We start from the raw sequence: 20,549 nt of genomic DNA, 5'->3' as shown, positions 1-20,549 counted from the left end.
CTCCACCGTCCGGCCACCCCCTCCGACACGGCTACTGAGCCACAGGCAGCCGTGCCCCGTCCCGCTGGAACAGCGGGATGCGGTCCAGCGGGGCGTCGACCGTCACGGTCGCACCGCCCTCGTACGTCTCCCCGGTCCACGCATCCGTCCAGACCGCACCCGCCGGGAGATACGTCGTCCATGTCGTCGCGCCCGCCGTCAGCACCGGGGCGACCAGCAGATCGCGGCCGAAGAGATAGGCGTCGTCGACCGACCAGGCCGCCGGGTCGTCCGGGAACTCCAGGAACAGCGGCCGCATCACCGGCAGGCCCTCCTCGTGGGCCTCGCGCATGACCTCCAGGACGTACGGCTTCAGGCGCTCGCGCAGCCGCAGGTACTTCTCCAGGATCGGGCCGGCCTCCTCGCCGTACGACCACACCTCGTTCGGGCCGCCGGTCATCTCCGGGCCCAGCGGCGTGCCCGGGTCGCGGAAGCCGTGCAGACGCATCAGCGGGGACAGCGCGCCGAACTGGAACCAGCGGACCATGACCTCGCGGTACGCCGGGTCGTCCGGGTCGCCGCCATGGAAGCCGCCGATGTCCGTGTTCCACCAGGGGATGCCGGACAGCGCGGTGTTGAGTCCGGCCGCGAGCTGGCGGCGCAGGGTCGGGAAGTCGGTGCCGATGTCCCCCGACCACAGGGCGGCGCCGTAGCGCTGACTGCCCGCCCAGGCCGAACGGTTGAGGGTGATGACCTCCTCGCCCTGTGCCCGCAGGCCCTCGTGGAAGGTGCGGGAGTTCTCGGCCGGGTAGCTGTTGCCGACCTCCAGGCCCGGCCCCGTCCAGTAGCGCAGGTTCTCCTGGAAGCCCGGCTTCAGCTCCGGCTCGCAGGCGTCCAGCCAGAAGGCCGTGATGCCGTACGGGACGAGGTAGTTGTCGCGCACCTTCGACCACACGAACTCACGCGCGTCCGGGTTCGTGGCGTCGTAGAACGCCACCTGGACCGTGGAGGCCACCTCCTTGTCGGGCCAGTCGGCGTGTGCCATCGGGCCGTACTGGGTGCCGATGAAGTATCCGCGCTGCTCCATCAAGGCGTGGTTCTCGCTCAGCGGCGACACCGACGGCCAGACGCTGACCACCAACTTGACGCCCAGTTCGGCCAGTTCACGGACCATGGCCGCCGGGTCGGGCCACTCCGCGGGGTCGAACTTCCAGTCGCCGAGGTGCGTCCAGTGGAAGAAGTCGCAGACGATCGCCGACAGGGGCAGGCCCCGGCGCTTGTACTCCCGCGCCACCGCGAGGAGTTCGTCCTGCGTGCGATAGCGCAGCTTGCACTGCCAGAAGCCCGCCGCCCACTCGGGCAGCATCGGCGTACGGCCCGTCGCCGCGCTGTAGCGCCGCTGGCCGTCGGCCGGGCTGCCCGCGGTGATCCAGTAGTCGATCTGGCGGGCCGAGTCGGCGACCCACCGGGTGCCGTTGTGCGCGAGCTCCACGCGGCCGATCGCCGGGTTGTTCCACAGCAGGGTGTAGCCCCGGCTGGACGACAGCACCGGGATGCCGACCTCGGCGTTGCGCTGGACGAGGTCGAGGACCAGGCCCTTCTGGTCGAGGCGGCCGTGCTGGTGCTGGCCGAGGCCGTACAGCTTCTCGTCGTCGTACGCGGCGAAGCGCTGCTCCAGGCGGTGGTGGCCGTTGCCCACGGCGGTGTAGAGGCGCGGGCCGGGCCACCAGAAGTGGGCGCGCTCCTCGGCGAGCACCTCCTCGCCGTCCGAGGTGCGCAGGAACCGGACCAGGCCCTCGGCGTCGACCTCGACGGTCAGGGCGCCGACGGTCAGCGTGCCCAGCCCGTCCTCGATCTTGACGGCGGACTCGGTGGGCGGGGCGGACTCCAGGAGCGCGCCCGGCAGTCCTTCGAGGACCGGGCCGCCGAGCCGGGCACGCACCCGGACCGCGTCCGGACCCCACGGCTCGACGCGTACGGTCTCCTGGCGGCCGCTCCACTCCAGCGCGCCGTCCCGCTCGCGGAACGTGCCGACGGTCGGGGAGGACTGCGCGAGGCTGACCGTGCCTGGCTGGGGCTGGTTTTCGGCAGGCTGATTCACGAGGTGTGCTCCTCAGGAGGGCAGCGAATGCAGACATGGGGGTGCCCGGCGAGGGCACGGCGGTGCAGCGGTCGGTGGGGGTGGCGGCGGTGAGGTGTCAGTGGGCGGCGGCCGGCGCCGGGCCCGTGCTCGCCCGGACCGTCAACTCGGGCGCGATCAGCAGCACCTCGTCGCTGCCGCGTCCGTCGAGCTTGGCGACCAGCTGTTCCACGGCGTGCCGGCCCATCTCCTGCGCGGGGATGGAGACCGACGTCAGCCGCACCGAGGCCTGGGTGGCCACCTGGTCGGGACAGATGCCGACCACCGACACGTCCTCGGGCACGGCACGGCCCTGCTGGCGCAGCAGCGCGAGCAGCGGCTCGACCGCCGACTCGTTCTGCACGACGAACCCGGTGGTGCCCGGGCGTTCGTCGAGGATGCGGGCGAGGGTGACGGCCATCGCGTCGTACCCGCCGTCGCAGGGCCGGTGCAGCAGCCGCAGCCCCAACTCCTGGGAACGCAGCCGCAGTCCGTCGAGCGTGCGCTCCGCGAAACCGGTGTGCCGTTCATAGACGGCCGGCGCCTCGCCGATGACAGCGATGTCGCGGTGCCCCAGCTTCGCCAGATGCTCCACGCACAGCGCGCCGGTCGCCTTGAAGTCGAGGTCGACGCAGGTCAGCCCGGAGGTGTCGGCGGGCAGCCCGATCAGCACGGACGGCTGGTGGGTGCCGCGCAGCAGCGGCAGCCGCTCGTCGTCCAGCTGGACGTCCATCAGGATCATCGCGTCGGCGAGTCCGCTGCCGGTGACGCGGCGCACCGCGTCGGGGCCCTCCTCGCCGGTCAGCAAAAGGACGTCGTAGCCGTGCGTGCGGGCCGTGGTGGCCACCGCGATGGCGATCTCCATCATCACCGGCACATACATGTCGGTGCGCAGCGGGATCATCAGCGCGATGATGTTGGACCTGCTGCTGGCCAGGGCACGAGCGCCCGCGTTCGGGTGGTAGCCGAGTTCGCGGATGCTCTGCTCGACCCGGTGCCGGGTGGTCGTGGAGATGGACCGCTTGCCACTGAGGACATAGCTCACCGTGCTCGCCGAGACTCCGGCGTGCTGGGCGACCTCGGCGAGGGTGACCATCCAGCTCTCCAAGCTCTTGTGAAGCGCTTCGACAGTGCGCCGATGCGTGCAGGGGCGGGTGTGAGGGTGATTTGACACTAGCTCTGGCGAGGCCGGGTGTCCATAGGTTGTCGAAGCGCTTCGACAGCTTTTCTCTCCAGGGGCACCGTCCCCCGGACGGCCCTGCCGTCGCAACACCGCTGACCGCGCCCGTTCTCCGGGCGCCGACCGCCTGGACACCGAGGCGTACTCCGTCAACATCGGCTGAACGGACGCGCGCAGGGTGGTGGCCCCGCCCGTAATCGGGTACATACGATCGGGTAGCACCCGTCGGTAACCAATACGGCCCATGATCCCGATTCACGGCGAGGTGAGCCCCATGTCCGCAGCACCCACGAAGCCCACTGTCACTGAGCGTGAGGCACGTCAGGTGGCGGAGGAGGCCCGGCAGCAGGACTGGCGCAAGCCCAGCTTCGCCAAGGAACTGTTCCTGGGCCGCTTCCGCCTCGACCTCATCCACCCCCACCCCATGCCCACCGACGAGGCCGCCCAGCGCGGCGAGGAGTTCCTCGCCAAGCTCCGCGACTTCGTCGAGACGAAGGTCGACGGCGCCCTCATCGAGCGCGAGTCGCGCATCCCCGACGACGTGATCGACGGGCTGAAGGAAATCGGCGCCTTCGGCATGAAGATCGACACCAAGTACGGCGGGCTCGGCCTCGGCCAGGTCTACTACAACAAGGCCCTCACCCTGGCCGGCTCGGCGTCCCCCGCGATCGGCGTGCTGCTCTCCGCCCATCAGTCGATCGGCGTACCGCAGCCGCTCAAGTTGTTCGGCACCCCCGAACAGAAGGAGCGGTTCCTGCCGCGCTGCGCCCGCACCGACATCAGCGCCTTCCTGCTGACCGAGCCCGACGTGGGCTCCGACCCGGCGCGCCTGGCCACCTCCGCCGTTCCCGACGGGGACGACTACGTCCTCGACGGGGTCAAGCTGTGGACGACCAACGGCGTGGTCGCCGACCTCCTCGTCGTCATGGCCCGGGTGCCGAAGTCCGAGGGCCACAAGGGCGGCATCACCGCCTTCGTCGTGGAGACCAACTCGCCCGGCATCACCGTCGAGAACCGCAACGCCTTCATGGGCCTGCGCGGCATCGAGAACGGCGTCACCCGCTTCCACCAGGTCCGCGTCCCCGCCGCCAACCGCATCGGCCCCGAAGGCTCGGGCCTGAAGATCGCCCTCACGACCCTGAACACCGGGCGGCTCTCGCTCCCCGCGTCCTGCGTCGCCGCCGGCAAGTGGTGCCTGAAGATCGCCCGCGAGTGGTCCGCGGCCCGCGAGCAGTGGGGCAAGCCGCTCGCCCACCACGAGGCCGTCGGCTCGAAGATCTCCTTCATCGCGGCCACCACCTTCGCCCTGGAGGCCGTCACCGACCTGGCCTCGCAGATGGCCGACGAGGACCGCAACGACATCCGTATCGAAGGCGCCCTCGCCAAGCTCTACGCCTCCGAGATGGCCTGGACGATCGCCGACGAACTCATCCAGATCCGCGGCGGCCGCGGCTTCGAGACGGCCGAGTCGCTCAGGGCCCGCGGCGAGCGCCCGGTCGCGGCCGAGCAGGTCCTGCGCGACCTGCGCATCAACCGCATCTTCGAGGGCTCGACGGAGATCATGCACCTCCTGATCGCCCGCGAGGCCGTCGACGCCCACCTGTCGGTCGCCGGTGACCTCATCGACCCCGACAAGTCCCTCCAGGACAAGGCGAAGGCGGGTGCGAACGCCGGCGTCTTCTACGCCAAGTGGCTGCCGAAGCTGGTCGCCGGCCAGGGACAACTGCCGTATTCGTACGGTGAGTTCAAACGCGGCGTCGACCTCTCCCCGCACCTTCGCTACGTCGAACGCACGTCCCGCAAACTCGCCCGCTCCACCTTCTACGGCATGTCCCGCTGGCAGGGCCGCATGGAGACCAAGCAGGGCTTCCTGGGCCGTGTCGTCGACATCGGCGCCGAGCTGTTCGCCATGAGCGCGGTGTGCGTGCGTGCCGAGCACCTGCGCGGCCAGGGCGAGCACGGCCGGGAGGCCTACCAGCTCGCCGACGCCTTCTGCCAGCAGGCCCGCCTGCGGATCGAGGAGCTCTTCGGGCGCCTGTGGTCCAACACCGACGACCTGGACCGGAAGGTCGTCAAGGGCGTGATGTCGGGCACGTACGAGTGGCTGGAGCAGGGCATCGTCGACCCGTCGGACGACGGCGCCCCCTGGATCGCCGACGCGACGCCGGGCCCGAGCGAGCGGGAGAACGTGCACCGTCCGATCAGGTGACCGACGGCCCGAGAGGGCCCGGGAGTCCGTGAGGGGTCACTGCCCGCAGTGACCCCTCACCATCCTGTTACCTGCCGGATGGGGATGCCCTGTCCTCCCTGTCGGTCCTTCCGGCCACAATGGGGGAATGAGCGACAGTCCAGCCCCACTCGCCGACCCGCATCTGGTCTACGACCCCGTAGCGGGCGACGGCCCGAAGGACGTGGTGATCCTCGGCTCCACCGGCTCGATCGGCACCCAGGCCATCGACCTCGTGCTGCGCAACCCCGACCGGTTCCGGGTCACCGCCCTGTCCGCCAACGGCGGCCGGGTCGCCCTCCTCGCCGAGCAGGCGTACCGGCTGAAGGCGCGGACCGTCGCGGTAGCCCGCGAGGACGTCGTACCGGCGCTGCGGGAGGCCCTGCAGGCCCAGTACGGCACGGGGGAGCCGCTCCCCGAGATCCTCGCGGGCCCCGAGGCGGCCACCCAGGTCGCCGCCTCCGACTGCCACACCGTCCTGAACGGCATCACCGGCTCCATCGGCCTCGCCCCCACCCTCGCCGCCCTGGAGGCGGGCCGCACACTCGCGCTCGCCAACAAGGAGTCCCTGATCGTCGGCGGCCCGCTGGTCAAGGCGCTCGCCAAGCCCGGGCAGATCATCCCGGTCGACTCCGAGCACGCGGCCCTGTTCCAGGCGCTGGCGTCCGGGACGAGGGCAGACGTACGGAAGCTGGTCGTCACGGCGTCCGGGGGGCCGTTCCGGGGCCGCACGAAGGCGGACCTGGCTCAAGTGACCGTCGAGGACGCCCTCGCCCACCCCACCTGGGCCATGGGCCCGGTGATCACGATCAACTCCGCGACCCTCGTCAACAAGGGCCTGGAGGTCATCGAGGCGCACCTCCTCTACGACATTTCCTTCGACCGCATTGAGGTGGTCGTGCATCCCCAGTCGTATGTTCACTCGATGGTTGAGTTCACCGACGGATCCACGATCGCCCAGGCGACGCCCCCCGACATGCGCGGGCCGATCGCCATCGGCCTCGGCTGGCCGGAGCGCATCCCCGACGCCGCGCCGACGTTCGACTGGAGCAAGGCGTCGACGTGGGAGTTCTTCCCCCTCGACAACGACGCGTTCCCCTCGGTCAACCTGGCGCGTCAGGTGGGCGAGCTCGCGGGCACGGCACCGGCGGTGTTCAATGCGGCAAACGAGGAGTGCGTGGAGGCCTTCCGGGCCGGCGCGCTGCCGTTCAACGGGATCATGGAGACCGTGACCCGGGTGGTGGAGGAGCACGGCACCCCGCGCGCGGGAACTTCGCTCACCGTCGCGGACGTCCTCGAAGCGGAGACCTGGGCCCGCAGGCGGGCACAGGAACTGGCGGCACACACGGCGGAGGCCCGTGCATGACGACCCTGATGTTCATCCTCGGCATAGTGCTGTTCGCGGTCGGGCTGCTCGCCTCGATCGCCTGGCACGAGCTGGGCCACCTGTCCACGGCCAAGCTGTTCGGCATCCGCGTGCCGCAGTACATGGTCGGCTTCGGCCCCACCATCTGGTCGCGGAACAAGGGCGAGACCGAGTACGGCATCAAGGCGATCCCGTTCGGTGGCTACATCCGCATGATCGGCATGTTCCCGCCGGGACCGGACGGCCGCCTGGAGGCCCGCTCCACATCCCCCTGGCGCGGCATGATCGAGGACGCCCGCTCGGCCGCGTTCGAAGAGCTCAAGCCGGGTGACGAGAACCGCCTCTTCTACACGCGCAAGCCGTGGAAGCGGGTCATCGTGATGTTCGCGGGCCCCTTCATGAACCTCATCCTCGCGGTGGCCCTGTTCCTCACCGTGCTGATGGGCTTCGGCATCCAGCAGCAGACGACCACCGTGAGCTCGGTCTCCCCGTGCGTCATCGCCCAGACCCAGAACCGCGACGAGTGCAAGGCCTCCGACCCCAAGTCCCCGGCCGCCGCCGCGGGCATGAAGGCCGGCGACAAGATCGTCTCCTTCGGCGGGGTACCGACCGAGGAGTGGAACTCCCTCTCCGACCTCATCCGCAACAGCGCCGGCAAGGAGGTGCCGATCGTCGTCGACCGCAAGGGCGAGCAAGTGACCCTGCACGCGAAGATCGCCACCAACTGGGTCGTGAAGAAGGACGCGAGCGGGGCCTACGTCAAGGACGACTACGTCCAGGCCGGCTTCCTCGGCTTCAGCGCCGCCACCGGCGTCGTCAAACAGGACTTCGGCGACTCGGTGACCTGGATGTCCGACCGGGTCGGCGAGGCCGTCGACTCACTCATCGCCCTGCCCTCCAAGGTCCCCGCCCTGTGGGACGCGGCCTTCGGCGACGGCGAGCGCGAACCGGACTCCCCGATGGGCATCGTGGGCGCGGCGCGGGTGAGCGGCGAGATCGCGACGCTGGACATCCCGGCGTCGCAGCAGCTGGCCACGTTCGTCTTCCTCCTGGCCGGCTTCAACCTCTCCCTGTTCCTCTTCAACATGCTCCCGCTGCTGCCGCTCGACGGCGGCCACATCGCGGGCGCCCTGTGGGAGTCGCTGCGCCGCAACGCGGCCAAGGTGCTGCGCCGCCCGGACCCCGGTCCGTTCGATGTGGCGAAGCTGATGCCGGTGGCCTACGTGGTGGCCGGAATCTTCGTCTGCTTCACGCTGCTCGTGCTCGTGGCGGACGTGGTTAACCCAGTCAGAATCTCCTAGTCACATGGAGTTCGAGGCGGCCCGGGATCGTATGTCCCGGGCCGCCTTCCATTGAGTGGGTTTACGGGCCATGGGGGTCCCCCCGCCGAGTGCATTCGAGGTGGGGGAGTGCTGGGGTGAGGGGCGGTGCCGTAATCTCGAAGCCTGGAGCCCGCTGCTGACGGGACCGGATCTTGATCCACGACTTGGGGTTGCACAGCAGATGACTGCGATTTCTCTCGGCATGCCGTCCGTTCCGACCAGGCTCGCCGAGCGGCGGCGGAGCCGCCAGATCCAGGTCGGTACCGTGGCGGTCGGCGGAGACGCGCCGGTCTCGGTCCAGTCGATGACGACGACGCGTACGTCCGACATCGGCGCCACTCTCCAGCAGATCGCGGAGCTCACGGCCTCCGGCTGCCAGATCGTGCGCGTGGCCTGCCCGACGCAGGACGACGCGGACGCCCTCGCGACGATCGCCCGCAAGTCCCAGATCCCGGTGATCGCGGACATCCACTTCCAGCCGAAGTACGTGTTCGCGGCGATCGAGGCCGGCTGTGCGGCGGTCCGCGTGAACCCCGGCAACATCAAGCAGTTCGACGACAAGGTCAAGGAGATCGCGCGGGCCGCGAAGGACCACGGCACGCCGATCCGCATCGGCGTGAACGCCGGCTCGCTGGACCGCCGGCTGCTCCAGAAGTACGGCAAGGCGACGCCCGAGGCGCTCGCCGAGTCCGCCCTGTGGGAGGCGTCCCTCTTCGAGGAGCACGACTTCCGGGACATCAAGATCTCGGTGAAGCACAACGACCCGGTCGTGATGGTCGAGGCGTACCGGCAGCTGGCCGCCCAGTGCGACTACCCCCTCCACCTCGGCGTGACCGAGGCGGGCCCGGCGTTCCAGGGCACGATCAAGTCGGCCGTGGCCTTCGGCGCCCTGCTGTCCCAGGGCATCGGCGACACCATCCGCGTGTCCCTCTCGGCCCCGCCGGCCGAGGAGGTCAAGGTGGGCATCCAGATCCTGGAGTCCCTGAACCTCAAGCAGCGCGGCCTGGAGATCGTCTCCTGCCCGTCCTGCGGCCGCGCCCAGGTCGACGTCTACAAGCTCGCCGAGGAGGTCACGGCAGGCCTCACGGGCATGGACGTCCCGCTCCGCGTGGCCGTCATGGGCTGCGTCGTGAACGGCCCCGGCGAGGCCCGCGAGGCCGACCTCGGCGTCGCATCCGGCAACGGCAAGGGCCAGATCTTCGTCAAGGGCGAGGTCATCAAGACCGTCCCCGAGTCCAAGATCGTCGAGACCCTCATCGAGGAGGCCATGAAGCTGGCCGAACAGATGGAGGCGGACGGCGTGGCGAGCGGCGAGCCGTCGGTCGCGGTGGCGGGCTGAGAGGTTTCTCGCCCTGAACGGGCCTCGTCCTCAAACGCCGGACGGGCTTTTGGGGGCCGCAGGCCCCACGGGCGCGGGGAACTGCGCGGCCAGCCCCCACCCACCCGCAGTCGCCATTCTCCCCAGCGCCCCGAGCTCATAGGCGCCCGGCCCAGCGGCGCAGCCAAGCGGCGGCGCGGCAAAGCTTCCGCAGGTACAGTGCGGGGACCAGCAGAACCCCAGCGTGAGGCCCCGTACGTGTTGACCCAGACCACCTCACGGGTGCTCGAACCGAGCGACCTGGACGCCGCGCTCGCCGTCCTCGACCGCGAGCCGGTCGCGAACGCCTTTGTGACGTCCCGCGTCCAGATCGCCGGCCTCGACCCGTGGCGCCTCGGCGGCGAGATGTGGGGCTGGTACGAGGGCGGCATGCTCACCTCCCTGTGCTACGCGGGCGCCAACCTCGTCCCGATCTGCGCGGGTCCACGCGCGGTACGGGCCTTCGCCGACCGGGCCCGGCGGGCGGGCCGCCGCTGCTCCTCCATCGTCGGCCCCGCCGAGTCCACCGCCCAGCTGTGGCGCCTGCTGGAACCCAACTGGGGCCCGGCCCGGGACGTCCGTGCCCACCAGCCCCTCATGATCACCGACCGCTTGCCGACCGACATCACCCCGGATCCGTACGTCCGCCGCATCCGCAAGGACGAGATGGAGACGATCATGCCGGCGTGCGTGGCGATGTTCACCGAGGAGGTCGGCGTCTCCCCGATGGCCGGCGACGGCGGCCTCCTCTACCAGGCCCGGGTCGCCGAACTCGTCGGCTCCGGCCGCTCCTTCGCCCGCCTCGACCACACCGGCAAGGTCGTCTTCAAGGCCGAGATCGGCGCCGCCACGAACAGGGCCTGCCAGATCCAGGGCGTCTGGGTGGCCCCCGAGTACCGGGGCCAGGGCCTGGCGGCCCCCGGCATGGCAGCGGTACTGCGCTACGCCCTGGCCGACGTCGCCCCGGTGGTGAGCCTCTACGTGAACGACTTCAACACGGCGGCGAGACGGACGTACCACAGGGTGGGCTTCCAGGAGACCGGCGCCTTCATGAGCGTCCTGTTCTGACGACGTTCCCTTGCGGCGGAGGGCGCTGCAACGCCCCCAGGGGCGCGGGGCCCATCGATGTGCGGCTCCGCCGCGTGGGGGCGAGCAACCACGGATGCCGCACCCGGAATTCAGCGCGAAGCCCCCTGTAGGCTCCCCACATGCGCCTTCCCGGTCACGCACACCGCCGCCAACCAGACGACATCGTGATCGGCCCCCTGGACCTCGCCACCCACGTCGACGAAGCCCTCGCAGTCCAAGCCGTGGCGTTCGGCCTCGGCCCCGACGAGGTGGCCGTACGCCGCCAGATCGTCCTGCGCCACATGACCTACCCGGGCGCAAGGGCCCTCGGCGCCACCAGCGGCGGGCGCCTCATCGGATTCGTCTACGGCATGCCGAACGACCGCACCCACTGGTGGTCCACCATCGTGGAGCCCTACCTGCGGGCCACCGGCTACGACGACTGGCTCGACAACTCCTTCGTCATCACGGAACTCCACGTCCACCCGGGCTACCAGAACCGCGGCGTCGGCCGCCGCCTGATCACCACGATCACGGACGGCGCCCTCGAACCCCGCTCGATCCTCTCGGCGATCGACGTGGAAAGCCCCGCCCGCGGCCTCTACCGCTCCCTCGGCTATCAGGACCTCGCCCGCCAGGTCCTCTTCCCCAGCGCCCCGAAGCCGTACGCCGTGATGGGCGCCCCGCTCCCGCTCCGCCGCCGTTAACCGATTTCCACCGCCCCGTCCCGCCCGGCTAACCTCCTGCCATAACCCTTACCCAGCAGGAGTACGGAAACCATGGCGAACGCACCGGTCCAGCGCATGTCCCAGTTGATGGCGAAGACGCTGCGCGACGACCCGGCGGACGCCGAGGTCCTCAGTCACAAGCTGCTCGTCCGCGCCGGCTACGTCCGCCGCACCGCGGCCGGCATCTGGTCGTGGCTGCCCCTCGGCAAGCGGGTCCTCGCCAACGTGGAGCGCATCGTCCGCGAGGAGATGGACGCCATCGGCGCCCAGGAAGTGCTGCTCCCCGCCCTGCTGCCGCGTGAGCCGTACGACGCGACGGGCCGCTGGGACGAGTACGGCCAGGAGCTGTTCCGTCTGAAGGACCGCAAGGGCGGCGACTACCTGCTCGGTCCGACCCACGAGGAGATCTTCACCCTGCTGGTGAAGGACCAGGCGTCCTCCTACAAGGACCTGCCGGTCATCCTCTACCAGATCCAGCACAAGTACCGCGACGAGGCCCGCCCGCGGGCCGGCATCCTGCGCGGCCGTGAGTTCCTGATGAAGGACTCGTACTCCTTCGACACCGACGACGAGGGCCTCGGCCAGTCCTACGCCCTGCACCGCCAGGCCTACCAGCGCGTCTTCGAGCGCCTCGGCCTCGACTACCGCATCTGCGCCGCCACCGCCGGCGCCATGGGCGGCTCGAAGTCCGAGGAGTTCCTCGCCCCGGCCGAGGCCGGCGAGGACACCTTCGCCGACTGCCCGAACTGCGACTTCGCGGCGAACACCGAGGCCATCACGTACGCGCTGAAGCCCGTGGACGCCGAAGGCGTGCCCGCCCTCGAAGAGATCCCGACCCCCGACACCCCCACCATCGAGACCCTCGCCGCCCACCTCGGCGTCCAGGCCGCCGACACCCTGAAGAACCTTCTCGTGAAGGTCGACGGCGAGATCGTCGCCGTCGGTGTCCCCGGTCACCGCGAGGTCGACATGGGCAAGGTCGAGGCGCACTTCGCCCCGGCCGTCGTCGAGATGGTCACCGAGGCGGACTTCGCCGGGCGCCCGGACCTGGTCCGCGGCTACGTCGGCCCGCAGGGCCTGGGCGAGAAGGTCAAGTACCTCGCCGACCCGCGCGTGGCCCCCGGTACCTCCTGGATCACCGGCGCCAACAAGGAGGGCACGCACGCGAAGAACGTCGTCGCGGGCCGTGACTTCGAGGTCGACGAGTACGTCGACGTCGTGGTCGTCCAGGAGGGCGACCCCTGCCCGAACTGCGGCACCGGCCTCAAGCTCGACCGCGCCATCGAGATCGGCCACATCTTCCAGCTGGGCCGCAAGTACGCGGACGCGCTGAAGCTCGACGTCCTCGGCCAGAACGGCAAGCCGGTCCGCGTGACCATGGGCTCCTACGGCATCGGCGTCTCCCGCGCCGTCGCGGCCCTCGCCGAGCAGACCGCCGACGACAAGGGGCTGTGCTGGCCCGCCGAGGTCGCCCCGGCCGACGTGCACGTGGTCGCCGCCGGCAAGGCCCTGCAGACCGAACTCGCCCTCGACGTCTCCGAGAAGCTGTCCGCGGCCGGCCTGCGTGTCCTGTGCGACGACCGCGCGGGCGTCTCGCCGGGCGTGAAGTTCACGGACTCGGAGCTGATCGGCGTACCGCAGATCCTGGTCGCCGGCCGGCGCGCGGCCGAGGGCGTCGTCGAGCTCAAGGACCGCAGGACCGGCGAGCGCGAGGAACTGACGGTCGACGAGGCGATCGCCCGCCTCACCGCGTAAGGGCTCTCCGCGGCAGTCCTCCGTGCGGCTCAAGGCGCCGCACGGAGGACGGTGCGCCCTGCCTGGCGTACCCGGGCCGGCTCAGAGCCAGCCGGCGAACTCCAGCAACAACTCCGCGTCCTGGGCCCGCCCGACCCGCCGAGCCCGCACGCCCGACTCCACGGCCCGGAACAACGTCCACCCCCGCAGCCGCTCCTGATCCACGTCCAGCGACTCCGCAAGCCGCTTGACCCGCCGCCGGGTCGTCGCGGCCCCCGACGGCGAGGCGATCAGATCCTCCACCCGGTCCCGCACCAACCGCGCCAGATCGAACGCACACTCACCGATCACCGGGTCCGGCCCCACCGCAAGCCACGGCATCCGCTCCCCGGCCAGCACCTTGCTCTGCCGGAACGTCCCGTGCAGCAACCGCCGCTCGGGCGGCGCGGCCAGCAACTCCTCGCGGGCGGCGAGCGCGGCGTCGACCAGCGGAATCACCTCGGCATCGGCGGCCGCGGTCGCCCGCATCGCGTCGGCCTGCCGGCCGGTCCGCTCGGCGACCGTCTCGAAGGGGTGATCGCCGGGTGGCTCGACCCACAGCCGCCGCAGCGTACCCGCCGCCTCCAGCAGCGCCTTCGCCTCGGGCAACGACCGCACCGACACATCCGGATGCAGCCGCTCCAGCAACAGCACACCCTCGACAGCGGGCTCGTCGAGCAGGTGCACGGCCCCCACGCCTCCCCAGTGCGCCAGCGCCGCCCGCTCGCTCCGCGGACGGGCCCGCGGCGGGGCCAGCTTCAGCACGGCGGGGGTTCCGTCAGCGCGCCGCACCAGCACCACCAGGCTGCTGCGCCCGCCCGGCATCTGCACCCGCTCAACGGTCAACTCGCGTAGCGCGACGGCCTGGTGGGCCGCCTCCGGCAGCTTCACCAACCAGTCGTCACCGTCCGGTGCCGTCTCACCGAGCGCCTTGACCAGACGCTGCGGCGGTTCGAAAGCCATGCGCGAGTAGTTCCCTTCAGATGCGGGTCATGCCGAGGGCATCGGCGAGGCGGACGTCGTGGCCGCCCGCTCGGCGAGCCCAGGGAAGGCTACGCTCTCGCCCCGCCAGCGCACCGCCCGCACCGCCGCCTCCCGCAGCGCCTCGGCCGCGGTACCCCGCAGCTCACCCTCGGCCGCCCGCACCAGGTCGGAGTACACCGCGGCCATCCGGTCCTCCAGCCCGGCGGCGAACCGCACGGCCGCGGGTGCGTCCGACACCGGGAACGGCAGCGCGTACGCGGGGCTCGCCGCGACCGGCTCGGAACCGAGGTCGCGCACCTCGCGCGCCAGCGCGTCCCGCCGCGCCCGGTGCGCGTCGTAGGCCGCGCGGGCCTGAGAACGCTGCTCCTGGCTGATCCGGCCGCCGACGACGCCGTACCCGTACACCGCCGCGTGCTCGGCGGCGAGCGCCGCCTGCAGGGCCTTCAGCTGCTCCTTCTTGCCGGACTCGCTCACTTGGCCCCCTCGTTCAGCAGATACGCGTGTGCCGCCCCCGCCGCGGCCACCGAGGCCAGCAGCCGCGCCAGTTCGCCCGGTACGTCCAGCAACGCCTTGGCCCGCCGGTCCGCGAGCGCCCGTTCCGCGGCGGCGAGCTCGGCGAGGGCCGCCCTCTCGTCGAGGGGGACGACGGCCGACGGCGACCCGGAAGGCGACGGCGAAGCGGAAGATGCCGGCGACCCGGAGGGCGACGCGCTGTCCGATGCCTTTCGGCCACCCCCGAACGCCTCCGCGTGCCGTACGGCCGCCGCCCGCAACGGCCCCAGCAGTTCCGTGAGCACGGGATGGGCGGCGAGCACCGCGTCGTAGCGCTCGACCAGCCCCGCGCTGTCCCCGGCCGCACGCGCGCGTGCCCGCTCGGCGACCGACGGGCTGCCGCTGGTGCCGCCGTCCGAGTCGTCGGAGCCGGGGGAGCAGCCCACCAGCAGCGCGGCTCCGGCGGCCGAGGCGAGCAGGGTTCTTCTGCGCGGTCCTGAGGCGGAGCGCGGCGGCGGGGGGTACGGCACGGCAGACGTCCTCGGGGAACTCGTACGGAAGGCGGCTGTGAAAGCGGTTACAGAAGTCAGCGGGCCGCAGGCCCGTGATCACCGTACCCGCGCAAGCGGACGGCACCACTCATCGGCACCGCTCGTTCGCAGGTGGACGGCAACAGTCCTCGCGACCCGATACCCTTTGACCAGACACGCGCCCCATCCCACAACAGCACACGCGGCCGAGGAGTCACCCGGATGAGCACCACCCAGAGCGAGAGGCTGCGAGAACTACTGGAACCGCTCGTCAGCTCTCAGGGCCTGGACCTCGAAGAGATCGCAGTGGACTCCGTCGGACGCAAGCGTGTGCTGCGCGTCGTCGTGGACTCTGACACCGGTGCCGACCTGGACCGGATCGCCGATGTGAGCCGCGCGCTCTCGGCGAAGCTCGACGAGACGGACGCGATGGGCGAGGGGGAGTACACCCTCGAGGTCGGAACCCCCGGCGCGGAGCGCCCCCTCACGGAACACCGGCACTACGTGCGCGCCGTCGACCGGCTCGTGAAGTTCCAACTGGCCGAGGGCGGCGAGCTGGTGGCCCGGATCCTGGACGTCGACGACGAGGGCCTCGACCTCGAAGTGCCGGGAGTGAAGGGCCGCAAGGCCACCTCCCGCAGACTCGGCTTCGCGGACATCGACAAGGCGCGCGTGCAGGTCGAGTTCAATCGCAAGGACAGCAAGGACGAGAAGGAAGAGGAGGCGTAGCCGTGGACATCGACATGAGCGCCCTGCGGGGCTTGGTACGGGAGAAGGAGATCTCCTTCGACCTGCTGGTCGAGGCGATCGAGTCGGCCCTCCTCATCGCCTACCACCGCACCGATGGAAGCCGCCGCCACGCGCGCGTGGAGCTGAACCGGGAGACCGGCCATGTGACCGTGTGGGCGAAGGAGGACCCCGAGGACCTCGAGGAGGGCCAGGAGGCCCGCGAGTTCGACGACACCCCGTCCGGCTTCGGCCGTATCGCCGCCACCACCGCCAAGCAGGTCATCCTGCAGCGGCTGCGCGACGCCGAGGACGACGCGACGCTCGGCGAGTACGCCGGCCGCGAGGGCGACATCGTCACCGGCGTGGTCCAGCAGGGCCGCGACCCGAAGAACGTCCTCGTGGACATCGGCAAGCTGGAGGCCATCCTGCCGGTGCAGGAGCAGGTCCCGGGCGAGACGTATCCGCACGGCATGCGCATCCGGTCGTACGTCGTACGAGTGGCCAAGGGCGTCCGCGGCCCGTCCGTGACCCTCTCGCGCACGCACCCGAACCTGGTGAAGAAGCTCTTCGCCCTGGAGGTGCCGGAGATCGCCGACGGATCCGTCGAGATCGCCGCCATCGCCCGCGAGGCCGGTCACCGCACGAAGATCGCCGTCCGGTCCACCCGCAGCGGCCTGAACGCCAAGGGTGCCTGCATCGGCCCCATGGGCGGCCGGGTGCGCAATGTGATGGGCGAGCTGAACGGCGAGAAGATCGACATCGTCGACTGGTCGGACGACCCGGCCGAGATGGTGGCGAACGCGCTGTCGCCGGCCCGGGTCTCCAAGGTGGAGGTCGTGGACATGGCGGCCCGCTCCGCGCGCGTGACGGTGCCCGACTACCAGCTGTCACTGGCGATCGGCAAGGAAGGGCAGAACGCCCGGCTGGCGGCCCGGCTGACCGGCTGGCGGATCGACATCCGGCCGGACACCGAGCAGGCCGGGGAATAGATCCAGGCCGCAGGTCGCTCAGATCACGTCACGTTATCGCCCGGCAACTGTTCGAATCCTGCCCCAAAGGGGTGAGGTCGCTACGGGGAGGTAGACTTAAGAGTGTCTGGCCGGACACGCGTCCGCGCATGCCCTGAACGCACCTGTGTGGGGTGCCGGGAGCGAGCGGCCAAGGCTGATCTGCTGCGGATCGTGGCGATCAAGGGCGAGTGCGCCCCTGATCCTCGCGGTACGCTGCCCGGCCGGGGTGCGTACGTACACCCCGCTCTGGTCTGTCTTGACCAGGCGGTGCGCCGCCGGGCGTTCACGCGGGCGTTGCGCGCCCCGGGAGCGCTCGACACAAAGGCGTTGCGCCAGTACGTCGAGCAGACAACAGTTGCTGAGCAGGCAACACCGTAAGAAGCGTCGTGCGGGACCCCCGCGCGGCCCAGGTACCCCGCGAGTTGGAAGTAGGTCGAGATTGCGATGAGCACTCGATGAGCACGCGATGAGTACGCCCATGAAGTAGCGACGGTCCGGACGCAACCCGGACCTAAAAGGAGCGAAGTGGCTAAGGTCCGGGTATACGAACTCGCCAAGGAGTTCGGGGTTGAGAGCAAGGTCGTCATGGCCAAGCTCCAAGAACTCGGTGAATTCGTCCGTTCGGCGTCTTCGACCATCGAAGCGCCCGTTGTCCGCAAACTGACGGACGCCCTCCAGCAGGGCAACGGAGGCGGCAAGTCCGCCCCCGCCCGCAAGGCTGCCCCGGCGAAGCCGGCAGCCCCCTCTCCCGCGCAGGCCGCCCGTCCGGCCGCCCCGCGCCCGCCGGCCCCCAAGCCGGCCGCCGCCGAGAAGCCCGCGGCTCCCGCCGCCCCGGCTGCTCCCGGCCCCCGTCCCACCCCGGGCCCGAAGCCCGCGCCGCGGCCCGCCCCGGCGTCCCCGGCTCCGACCGCGCCCGAGTTCACGGCGCCTCCGGCGGCTCCTGCCGCCCCCGCCGCCTCTCAGGGCCAGGGCCAGGCCCAGGCCCAGGGTTCCGGCCCGCGTCCGGGCGCCCCGCGTCCGGCCGGCCAGGCGCCGCGCCCCGGCGCTCCGCGTCCGGCCGGCCAGGGCCAGGGTGGCCAGGGCCGTGGTGAGCGCGGCGACCGCGGCGACCGTCCGGGCGCTCCGCGTCCGGGTGGTGGCGCCCAGCGTCCCGGCGGTCGTCCGGCCGGTCCCCGTCCGGGCAACAACCCGTTCACCTCTGGTGGCTCCACCGGCATGGCGCGCCCGCAGGCGCCCCGTCCGGGCGGTGCCCCGCGTCCGGGCGGCCCCGGTGCCCCCGGCGGTGCCCCGCGTCCGCAGGGCCAGGGCCAGGGCGGTCCCCGTCCCCAGGCTCCGGGCGGCGCACGTCCCACGCCGGGCGGCATGCCCCGTCCGCAGGGCGGCGGCGCGCGTCCCGGCGGCGGTCCCGGCGGTCCTCGTCCCGGTGGCGGCGGTCCCGGCGGTCCGCGTCCCAACCCCGGCATGATGCCGCAGCGTCCTGCTGCCGGCCCGCGTCCCGGCGGCGGTGGCCCCGGTGGCCGCGGTCCCGGTGGCGGCGGTCGTCCCGGTGGCGGTGGCGGCGGTCGTCCGGGTGGCGGCGGCGGCTTCGCCGGTCGTCCCGGTGGCGGCGGTGGCGGCGGCTTCGCCGGTCGTCCCGGCGGTCCCGGTGGCGGCGGTGGCGGTTTCGCCGGTCGTCCCGGTGGTCCCGGCGGTGGCGGCGGTGGCCGTCCCGGCTTCGGTGGCCGTCCCGGCGGTCCCGGTGGCCGTGGTGGCACGCAGGGCGCCTTCGGTCGTCCCGGCGGTCCCGCTCGTCGTGGCCGTAAGTCGAAGCGGCAGAGGCGCCAGGAGTACGAGGCCATGCAGGCCCCGTCGGTCGGCGGCGTGATGCTGCCTCGCGGCAACGGACAGTCCGTCCGCCTGTCGCGCGGTGCGTCCCTCACCGACTTCGCGGAGAAGATCAACGCCAACCCGGCGTCGCTCGTCGCCGTGATGATGAACCTCGGCGAGATGGTCACTGCCACGCAGTCCGTCTCCGACGAGACCCTCCAGCTGCTCGCCGGCGAGATGAACTACGTCATCGAGATCGTCAGCCCGGAGGAGGAGGACCGCGAGCTGCTCGAGTCCTTCGACATCGAGTTCGGCGAGGACGAGGGCGGCGAGGAATTCCTCATGCCGCGTCCGCCGGTCGTGACCGTCATGGGTCACGTCGACCACGGTAAGACCCGACTGCTGGACACGATCCGCAAGACGAACGTCGTCGCGGGCGAGGCCGGCGGTATCACGCAGCACATCGGTGCGTACCAGGTCGCCACCCAGGTCAACGACGAAGAGCGCAGGATCACCTTCATCGACACCCCGGGTCACGAGGCGTTCACCGCCATGCGTGCCCGTGGTGCGAAGTCGACCGACATCGCGATCCTGGTCGTCGCGGCCAACGACGGCGTCATGCCGCAGACGGTCGAGGCGCTCAACCACGCCAAGGCGGCCGACGTCCCGATCGTCGTCGCGGTCAACAAGATCGACGTCGAGGGCGCGGACCCGACCAAGGTGCGCGGTCAGCTGACCGAGTACGGCCTGGTGGCCGAGGAGTACGGCGGCGACACGATGTTCGTCGACATCTCCGCCAAGCAGGGCCTCAACATCGAGAGCCTGCTGGAGGCCGTGGTCCTCACCGCGGACGCCTCGCTCGACCTGCGGGCCAACCCGGAGCAGGACGCGCAGGGTATTGCGATCGAGTCCCACCTCGACCGCGGCCGCGGTGCCGTCTCGACGGTCCTGGTCCAGCGCGGCACGCTGCGCATCGGCGACACGATGGTCGTCGGCGACGCGTACGGCCGTGTCCGGGCGATGCTCGACGACAACGGCAACAACGTCGAGGAAGCGGGTCCGTCGACCCCCGTCCTGGTCCTGGGTCTCACCAACGTCCCGGGCGCCGGCGACAACTTCCTCGTCGTCGACGAGGACCGCACGGCGCGTCAGATCGCCGAGAAGCGCGCGGCGCGTGAGCGCAACGCCAACTTCGCCCGCCGGGGTGTCCGGTTCTCCCTGGAGAACCTGGACGAGGCCCTCAAGGCCGGTCTGGTGCAGGAACTCAACCTCATCATCAAGGGCGACGCGTCCGGTTCGGTGGAGGCTCTCGAGTCCTCGCTGCTCCAGCTCGACGTCGGCGAAGAGGTCGACATCCGCGTCCTGCACCGCGGTGTGGGTGCGGTCACCGAGTCCGACATCGACCTGGCGACCGGCTCCGACGCCATCGTCATCGGCTTCAACGTCCGCGCTGCGGGCCGCGCGGCGCAGATGGCGGAGCGCGAGGGCGTCGACGTCCGGTACTACTCGGTGATCTACCAGGCCATCGAGGAGATCGAGGCGGCCCTCAAGGGCATGCTCAAGCCGGAGTACGAGGAGGTCGAGCTCGGCACGGCGGAGATCCGCGAGGTCTTCAAGTCGTCCAAGCTGGGCAACATCGCCGGTGTCCTGGTCCGCTCGGGCGAGGTCAAGCGCAACACCAAGGCGCGCCTCGTCCGCGACGGCAAGGTCATCGCGGAGAGCCTCAACATCTCCGGTCTGCGTCGCTTCAAGGACGACGTCACCGAGATCCGCGAAGGGTTCGAGGGCGGTATCAACCTCGGCAACTTCAACGACATCAAGGTCGACGACGTCATCGCGACGTACGAGATGCGCGAGAAGCCGCGGGCGTAACAGCCGA

General features: G+C 71.1%; 16 protein-coding genes. 11 read left to right on the top strand and 5 right to left on the bottom strand.

Annotated elements, in window-relative coordinates; translation table 11 throughout:
* Nucleotides 1–31: 31 nt before the first annotated feature.
* A complete protein-coding gene (locus OG331_RS15835; protein ID WP_406196526.1) occupies nucleotides 32–2,080 on the bottom strand; it encodes a TIM-barrel domain-containing protein in 2,049 nt (682 codons plus the stop codon).
* A 97-nt stretch (nucleotides 2,081–2,177) separates the two neighbouring features.
* On the bottom strand, nucleotides 2,178–3,194 hold the full coding sequence (locus OG331_RS15830) for a LacI family DNA-binding transcriptional regulator (RefSeq protein ID WP_406196522.1): 1,017 nt from the start codon (nucleotides 3,192–3,194) through the stop codon (nucleotides 2,178–2,180).
* 358 nt (nucleotides 3,195–3,552) lie between these two features.
* Between OG331_RS15830 and OG331_RS15825 the strand changes: the two genes are divergently transcribed.
* From OG331_RS15825 to OG331_RS15795, 7 genes are all read left to right on the top strand, one after another.
* Complete coding sequence (locus tag OG331_RS15825) at nucleotides 3,553–5,487, top strand: acyl-CoA dehydrogenase family protein (RefSeq protein WP_406196519.1); 1,935 nt, start codon at nucleotides 3,553–3,555, stop codon at nucleotides 5,485–5,487.
* 127 nt (nucleotides 5,488–5,614) lie between these two features.
* Nucleotides 5,615–6,871 carry a 1-deoxy-D-xylulose-5-phosphate reductoisomerase gene (dxr, locus tag OG331_RS15820; protein ID WP_406196516.1) on the top strand — a complete coding sequence of 419 codons (1,257 nt, stop codon included), beginning with the start codon at nucleotides 5,615–5,617 and terminating at the stop codon, nucleotides 6,869–6,871.
* Between the two features lie 8 nt (nucleotides 6,872–6,879).
* Nucleotides 6,880–8,172 carry a M50 family metallopeptidase gene (locus tag OG331_RS15815; protein WP_406210052.1) on the top strand — a complete coding sequence of 431 codons (1,293 nt, stop codon included), beginning with the start codon at nucleotides 6,880–6,882 and terminating at the stop codon, nucleotides 8,170–8,172.
* A 202-nt stretch (nucleotides 8,173–8,374) separates the two neighbouring features.
* Nucleotides 8,375–9,532: a flavodoxin-dependent (E)-4-hydroxy-3-methylbut-2-enyl-diphosphate synthase gene (gene ispG / locus OG331_RS15810; protein WP_406196513.1), complete on the top strand. Its 1,158-nt coding sequence runs from the start codon at nucleotides 8,375–8,377 to the stop codon at nucleotides 9,530–9,532.
* Between the two features lie 237 nt (nucleotides 9,533–9,769).
* A complete protein-coding gene (locus tag OG331_RS15805; RefSeq protein WP_406196511.1) occupies nucleotides 9,770–10,618 on the top strand; it encodes a GNAT family N-acetyltransferase in 849 nt (282 codons plus the stop codon).
* Between the two features lie 140 nt (nucleotides 10,619–10,758).
* The gene (locus OG331_RS15800; RefSeq protein ID WP_406196509.1) at nucleotides 10,759–11,325 is read left to right on the top strand and encodes a GNAT family N-acetyltransferase; all 567 of its coding nucleotides are present in this window, start codon (nucleotides 10,759–10,761) and stop codon (nucleotides 11,323–11,325) included.
* Nucleotides 11,326–11,397: 72 nt separating this feature from the next.
* Nucleotides 11,398–13,101, top strand: a complete 1,704-nt coding sequence (locus tag OG331_RS15795; RefSeq protein WP_406196506.1) for a proline--tRNA ligase — start codon at nucleotides 11,398–11,400, stop codon at nucleotides 13,099–13,101.
* 81 nt (nucleotides 13,102–13,182) lie between these two features.
* On the opposite strand, the gene OG331_RS15790 is transcribed toward OG331_RS15795, so the two are convergent.
* The 3 genes from OG331_RS15790 to OG331_RS15780 are packed head-to-tail and all read right to left on the bottom strand — an operon-like array spanning nucleotide 13,183 to nucleotide 15,125.
* Nucleotides 13,183–14,082: an aminoglycoside phosphotransferase family protein gene (locus tag OG331_RS15790; protein WP_406196503.1), complete on the bottom strand. Its 900-nt coding sequence runs from the start codon at nucleotides 14,080–14,082 to the stop codon at nucleotides 13,183–13,185.
* A gap of 27 nt (nucleotides 14,083–14,109) precedes the next feature.
* Nucleotides 14,110–14,577 carry a ferritin-like domain-containing protein gene (locus tag OG331_RS15785; protein WP_363048893.1) on the bottom strand — a complete coding sequence of 156 codons (468 nt, stop codon included), beginning with the start codon at nucleotides 14,575–14,577 and terminating at the stop codon, nucleotides 14,110–14,112.
* Nucleotides 14,574–15,125, bottom strand: coding sequence for a hypothetical protein (locus OG331_RS15780; protein ID WP_406196500.1), 552 nt, complete (start codon nucleotides 15,123–15,125; stop codon nucleotides 14,574–14,576). The genes OG331_RS15785 and OG331_RS15780 overlap by 4 nt, the downstream gene beginning before the upstream one ends.
* A 222-nt stretch (nucleotides 15,126–15,347) precedes the next feature.
* Here OG331_RS15780 and rimP point away from each other — a divergent pair, with 222 nt between their 5' ends.
* The 4 genes from rimP (at nucleotide 15,348) to infB (ending at nucleotide 20,542) form a co-directional block, all read left to right on the top strand.
* On the top strand, nucleotides 15,348–15,854 hold the full coding sequence (gene rimP, locus OG331_RS15775; protein ID WP_406196497.1) for a ribosome maturation factor RimP: 507 nt from the start codon (nucleotides 15,348–15,350) through the stop codon (nucleotides 15,852–15,854).
* 2 nt (nucleotides 15,855–15,856) lie between these two features.
* Nucleotides 15,857–16,843, top strand: a complete 987-nt coding sequence (gene nusA / locus OG331_RS15770) for a transcription termination factor NusA (protein ID WP_328878874.1) — start codon at nucleotides 15,857–15,859, stop codon at nucleotides 16,841–16,843.
* A gap of 102 nt (nucleotides 16,844–16,945) precedes the next feature.
* Nucleotides 16,946–17,242 carry a YlxR family protein gene (locus tag OG331_RS15765; RefSeq protein ID WP_328878873.1) on the top strand — a complete coding sequence of 99 codons (297 nt, stop codon included), beginning with the start codon at nucleotides 16,946–16,948 and terminating at the stop codon, nucleotides 17,240–17,242.
* 147 nt (nucleotides 17,243–17,389) lie between these two features.
* The gene (gene infB / locus OG331_RS15760; protein ID WP_406196493.1) at nucleotides 17,390–20,542 is read left to right on the top strand and encodes a translation initiation factor IF-2; all 3,153 of its coding nucleotides are present in this window, start codon (nucleotides 17,390–17,392) and stop codon (nucleotides 20,540–20,542) included.
* The last annotated feature ends 7 nt before the right edge of the window (nucleotides 20,543–20,549 follow it).

The organism is Streptomyces sp. NBC_01017, from assembly GCF_045162795.1.
Lineage (GTDB): Bacteria > Actinomycetota > Actinomycetes > Streptomycetales > Streptomycetaceae > Streptomyces > Streptomyces machairae.
The sequence above is the reverse complement of the archived record's forward strand: the minus strand, read 5'-3'. Positions and strand labels throughout refer to the sequence as shown.

Excerpts from the sequence above, each read along its gene's own strand:
- OG331_RS15830 (WP_406196522.1), bottom strand. The coding sequence starts at position 3,194 with ATGGTCACCCTCGCCGAGGTCGCCCAGCACGCCGGAGTCTCGGCGAGC.
- OG331_RS15825 (WP_406196519.1), top strand. The coding sequence starts at position 3,553 with ATGTCCGCAGCACCCACGAAGCCCACTGTCACTGAGCGTGAGGCACGT.
- dxr (WP_406196516.1), top strand. The coding sequence starts at position 5,615 with ATGAGCGACAGTCCAGCCCCACTCGCCGACCCGCATCTGGTCTACGAC.
- OG331_RS15815 (WP_406210052.1), top strand. The coding sequence starts at position 6,880 with ATGTTCATCCTCGGCATAGTGCTGTTCGCGGTCGGGCTGCTCGCCTCG.
- ispG (WP_406196513.1), top strand. The coding sequence starts at position 8,375 with ATGACTGCGATTTCTCTCGGCATGCCGTCCGTTCCGACCAGGCTCGCC.
- OG331_RS15800 (WP_406196509.1), top strand. The coding sequence starts at position 10,759 with ATGCGCCTTCCCGGTCACGCACACCGCCGCCAACCAGACGACATCGTG.
- OG331_RS15795 (WP_406196506.1), top strand. The coding sequence starts at position 11,398 with ATGGCGAACGCACCGGTCCAGCGCATGTCCCAGTTGATGGCGAAGACG.
- OG331_RS15790 (WP_406196503.1), bottom strand. The coding sequence starts at position 14,082 with ATGGCTTTCGAACCGCCGCAGCGTCTGGTCAAGGCGCTCGGTGAGACG.
- rimP (WP_406196497.1), top strand. The coding sequence starts at position 15,348 with ATGAGCACCACCCAGAGCGAGAGGCTGCGAGAACTACTGGAACCGCTC.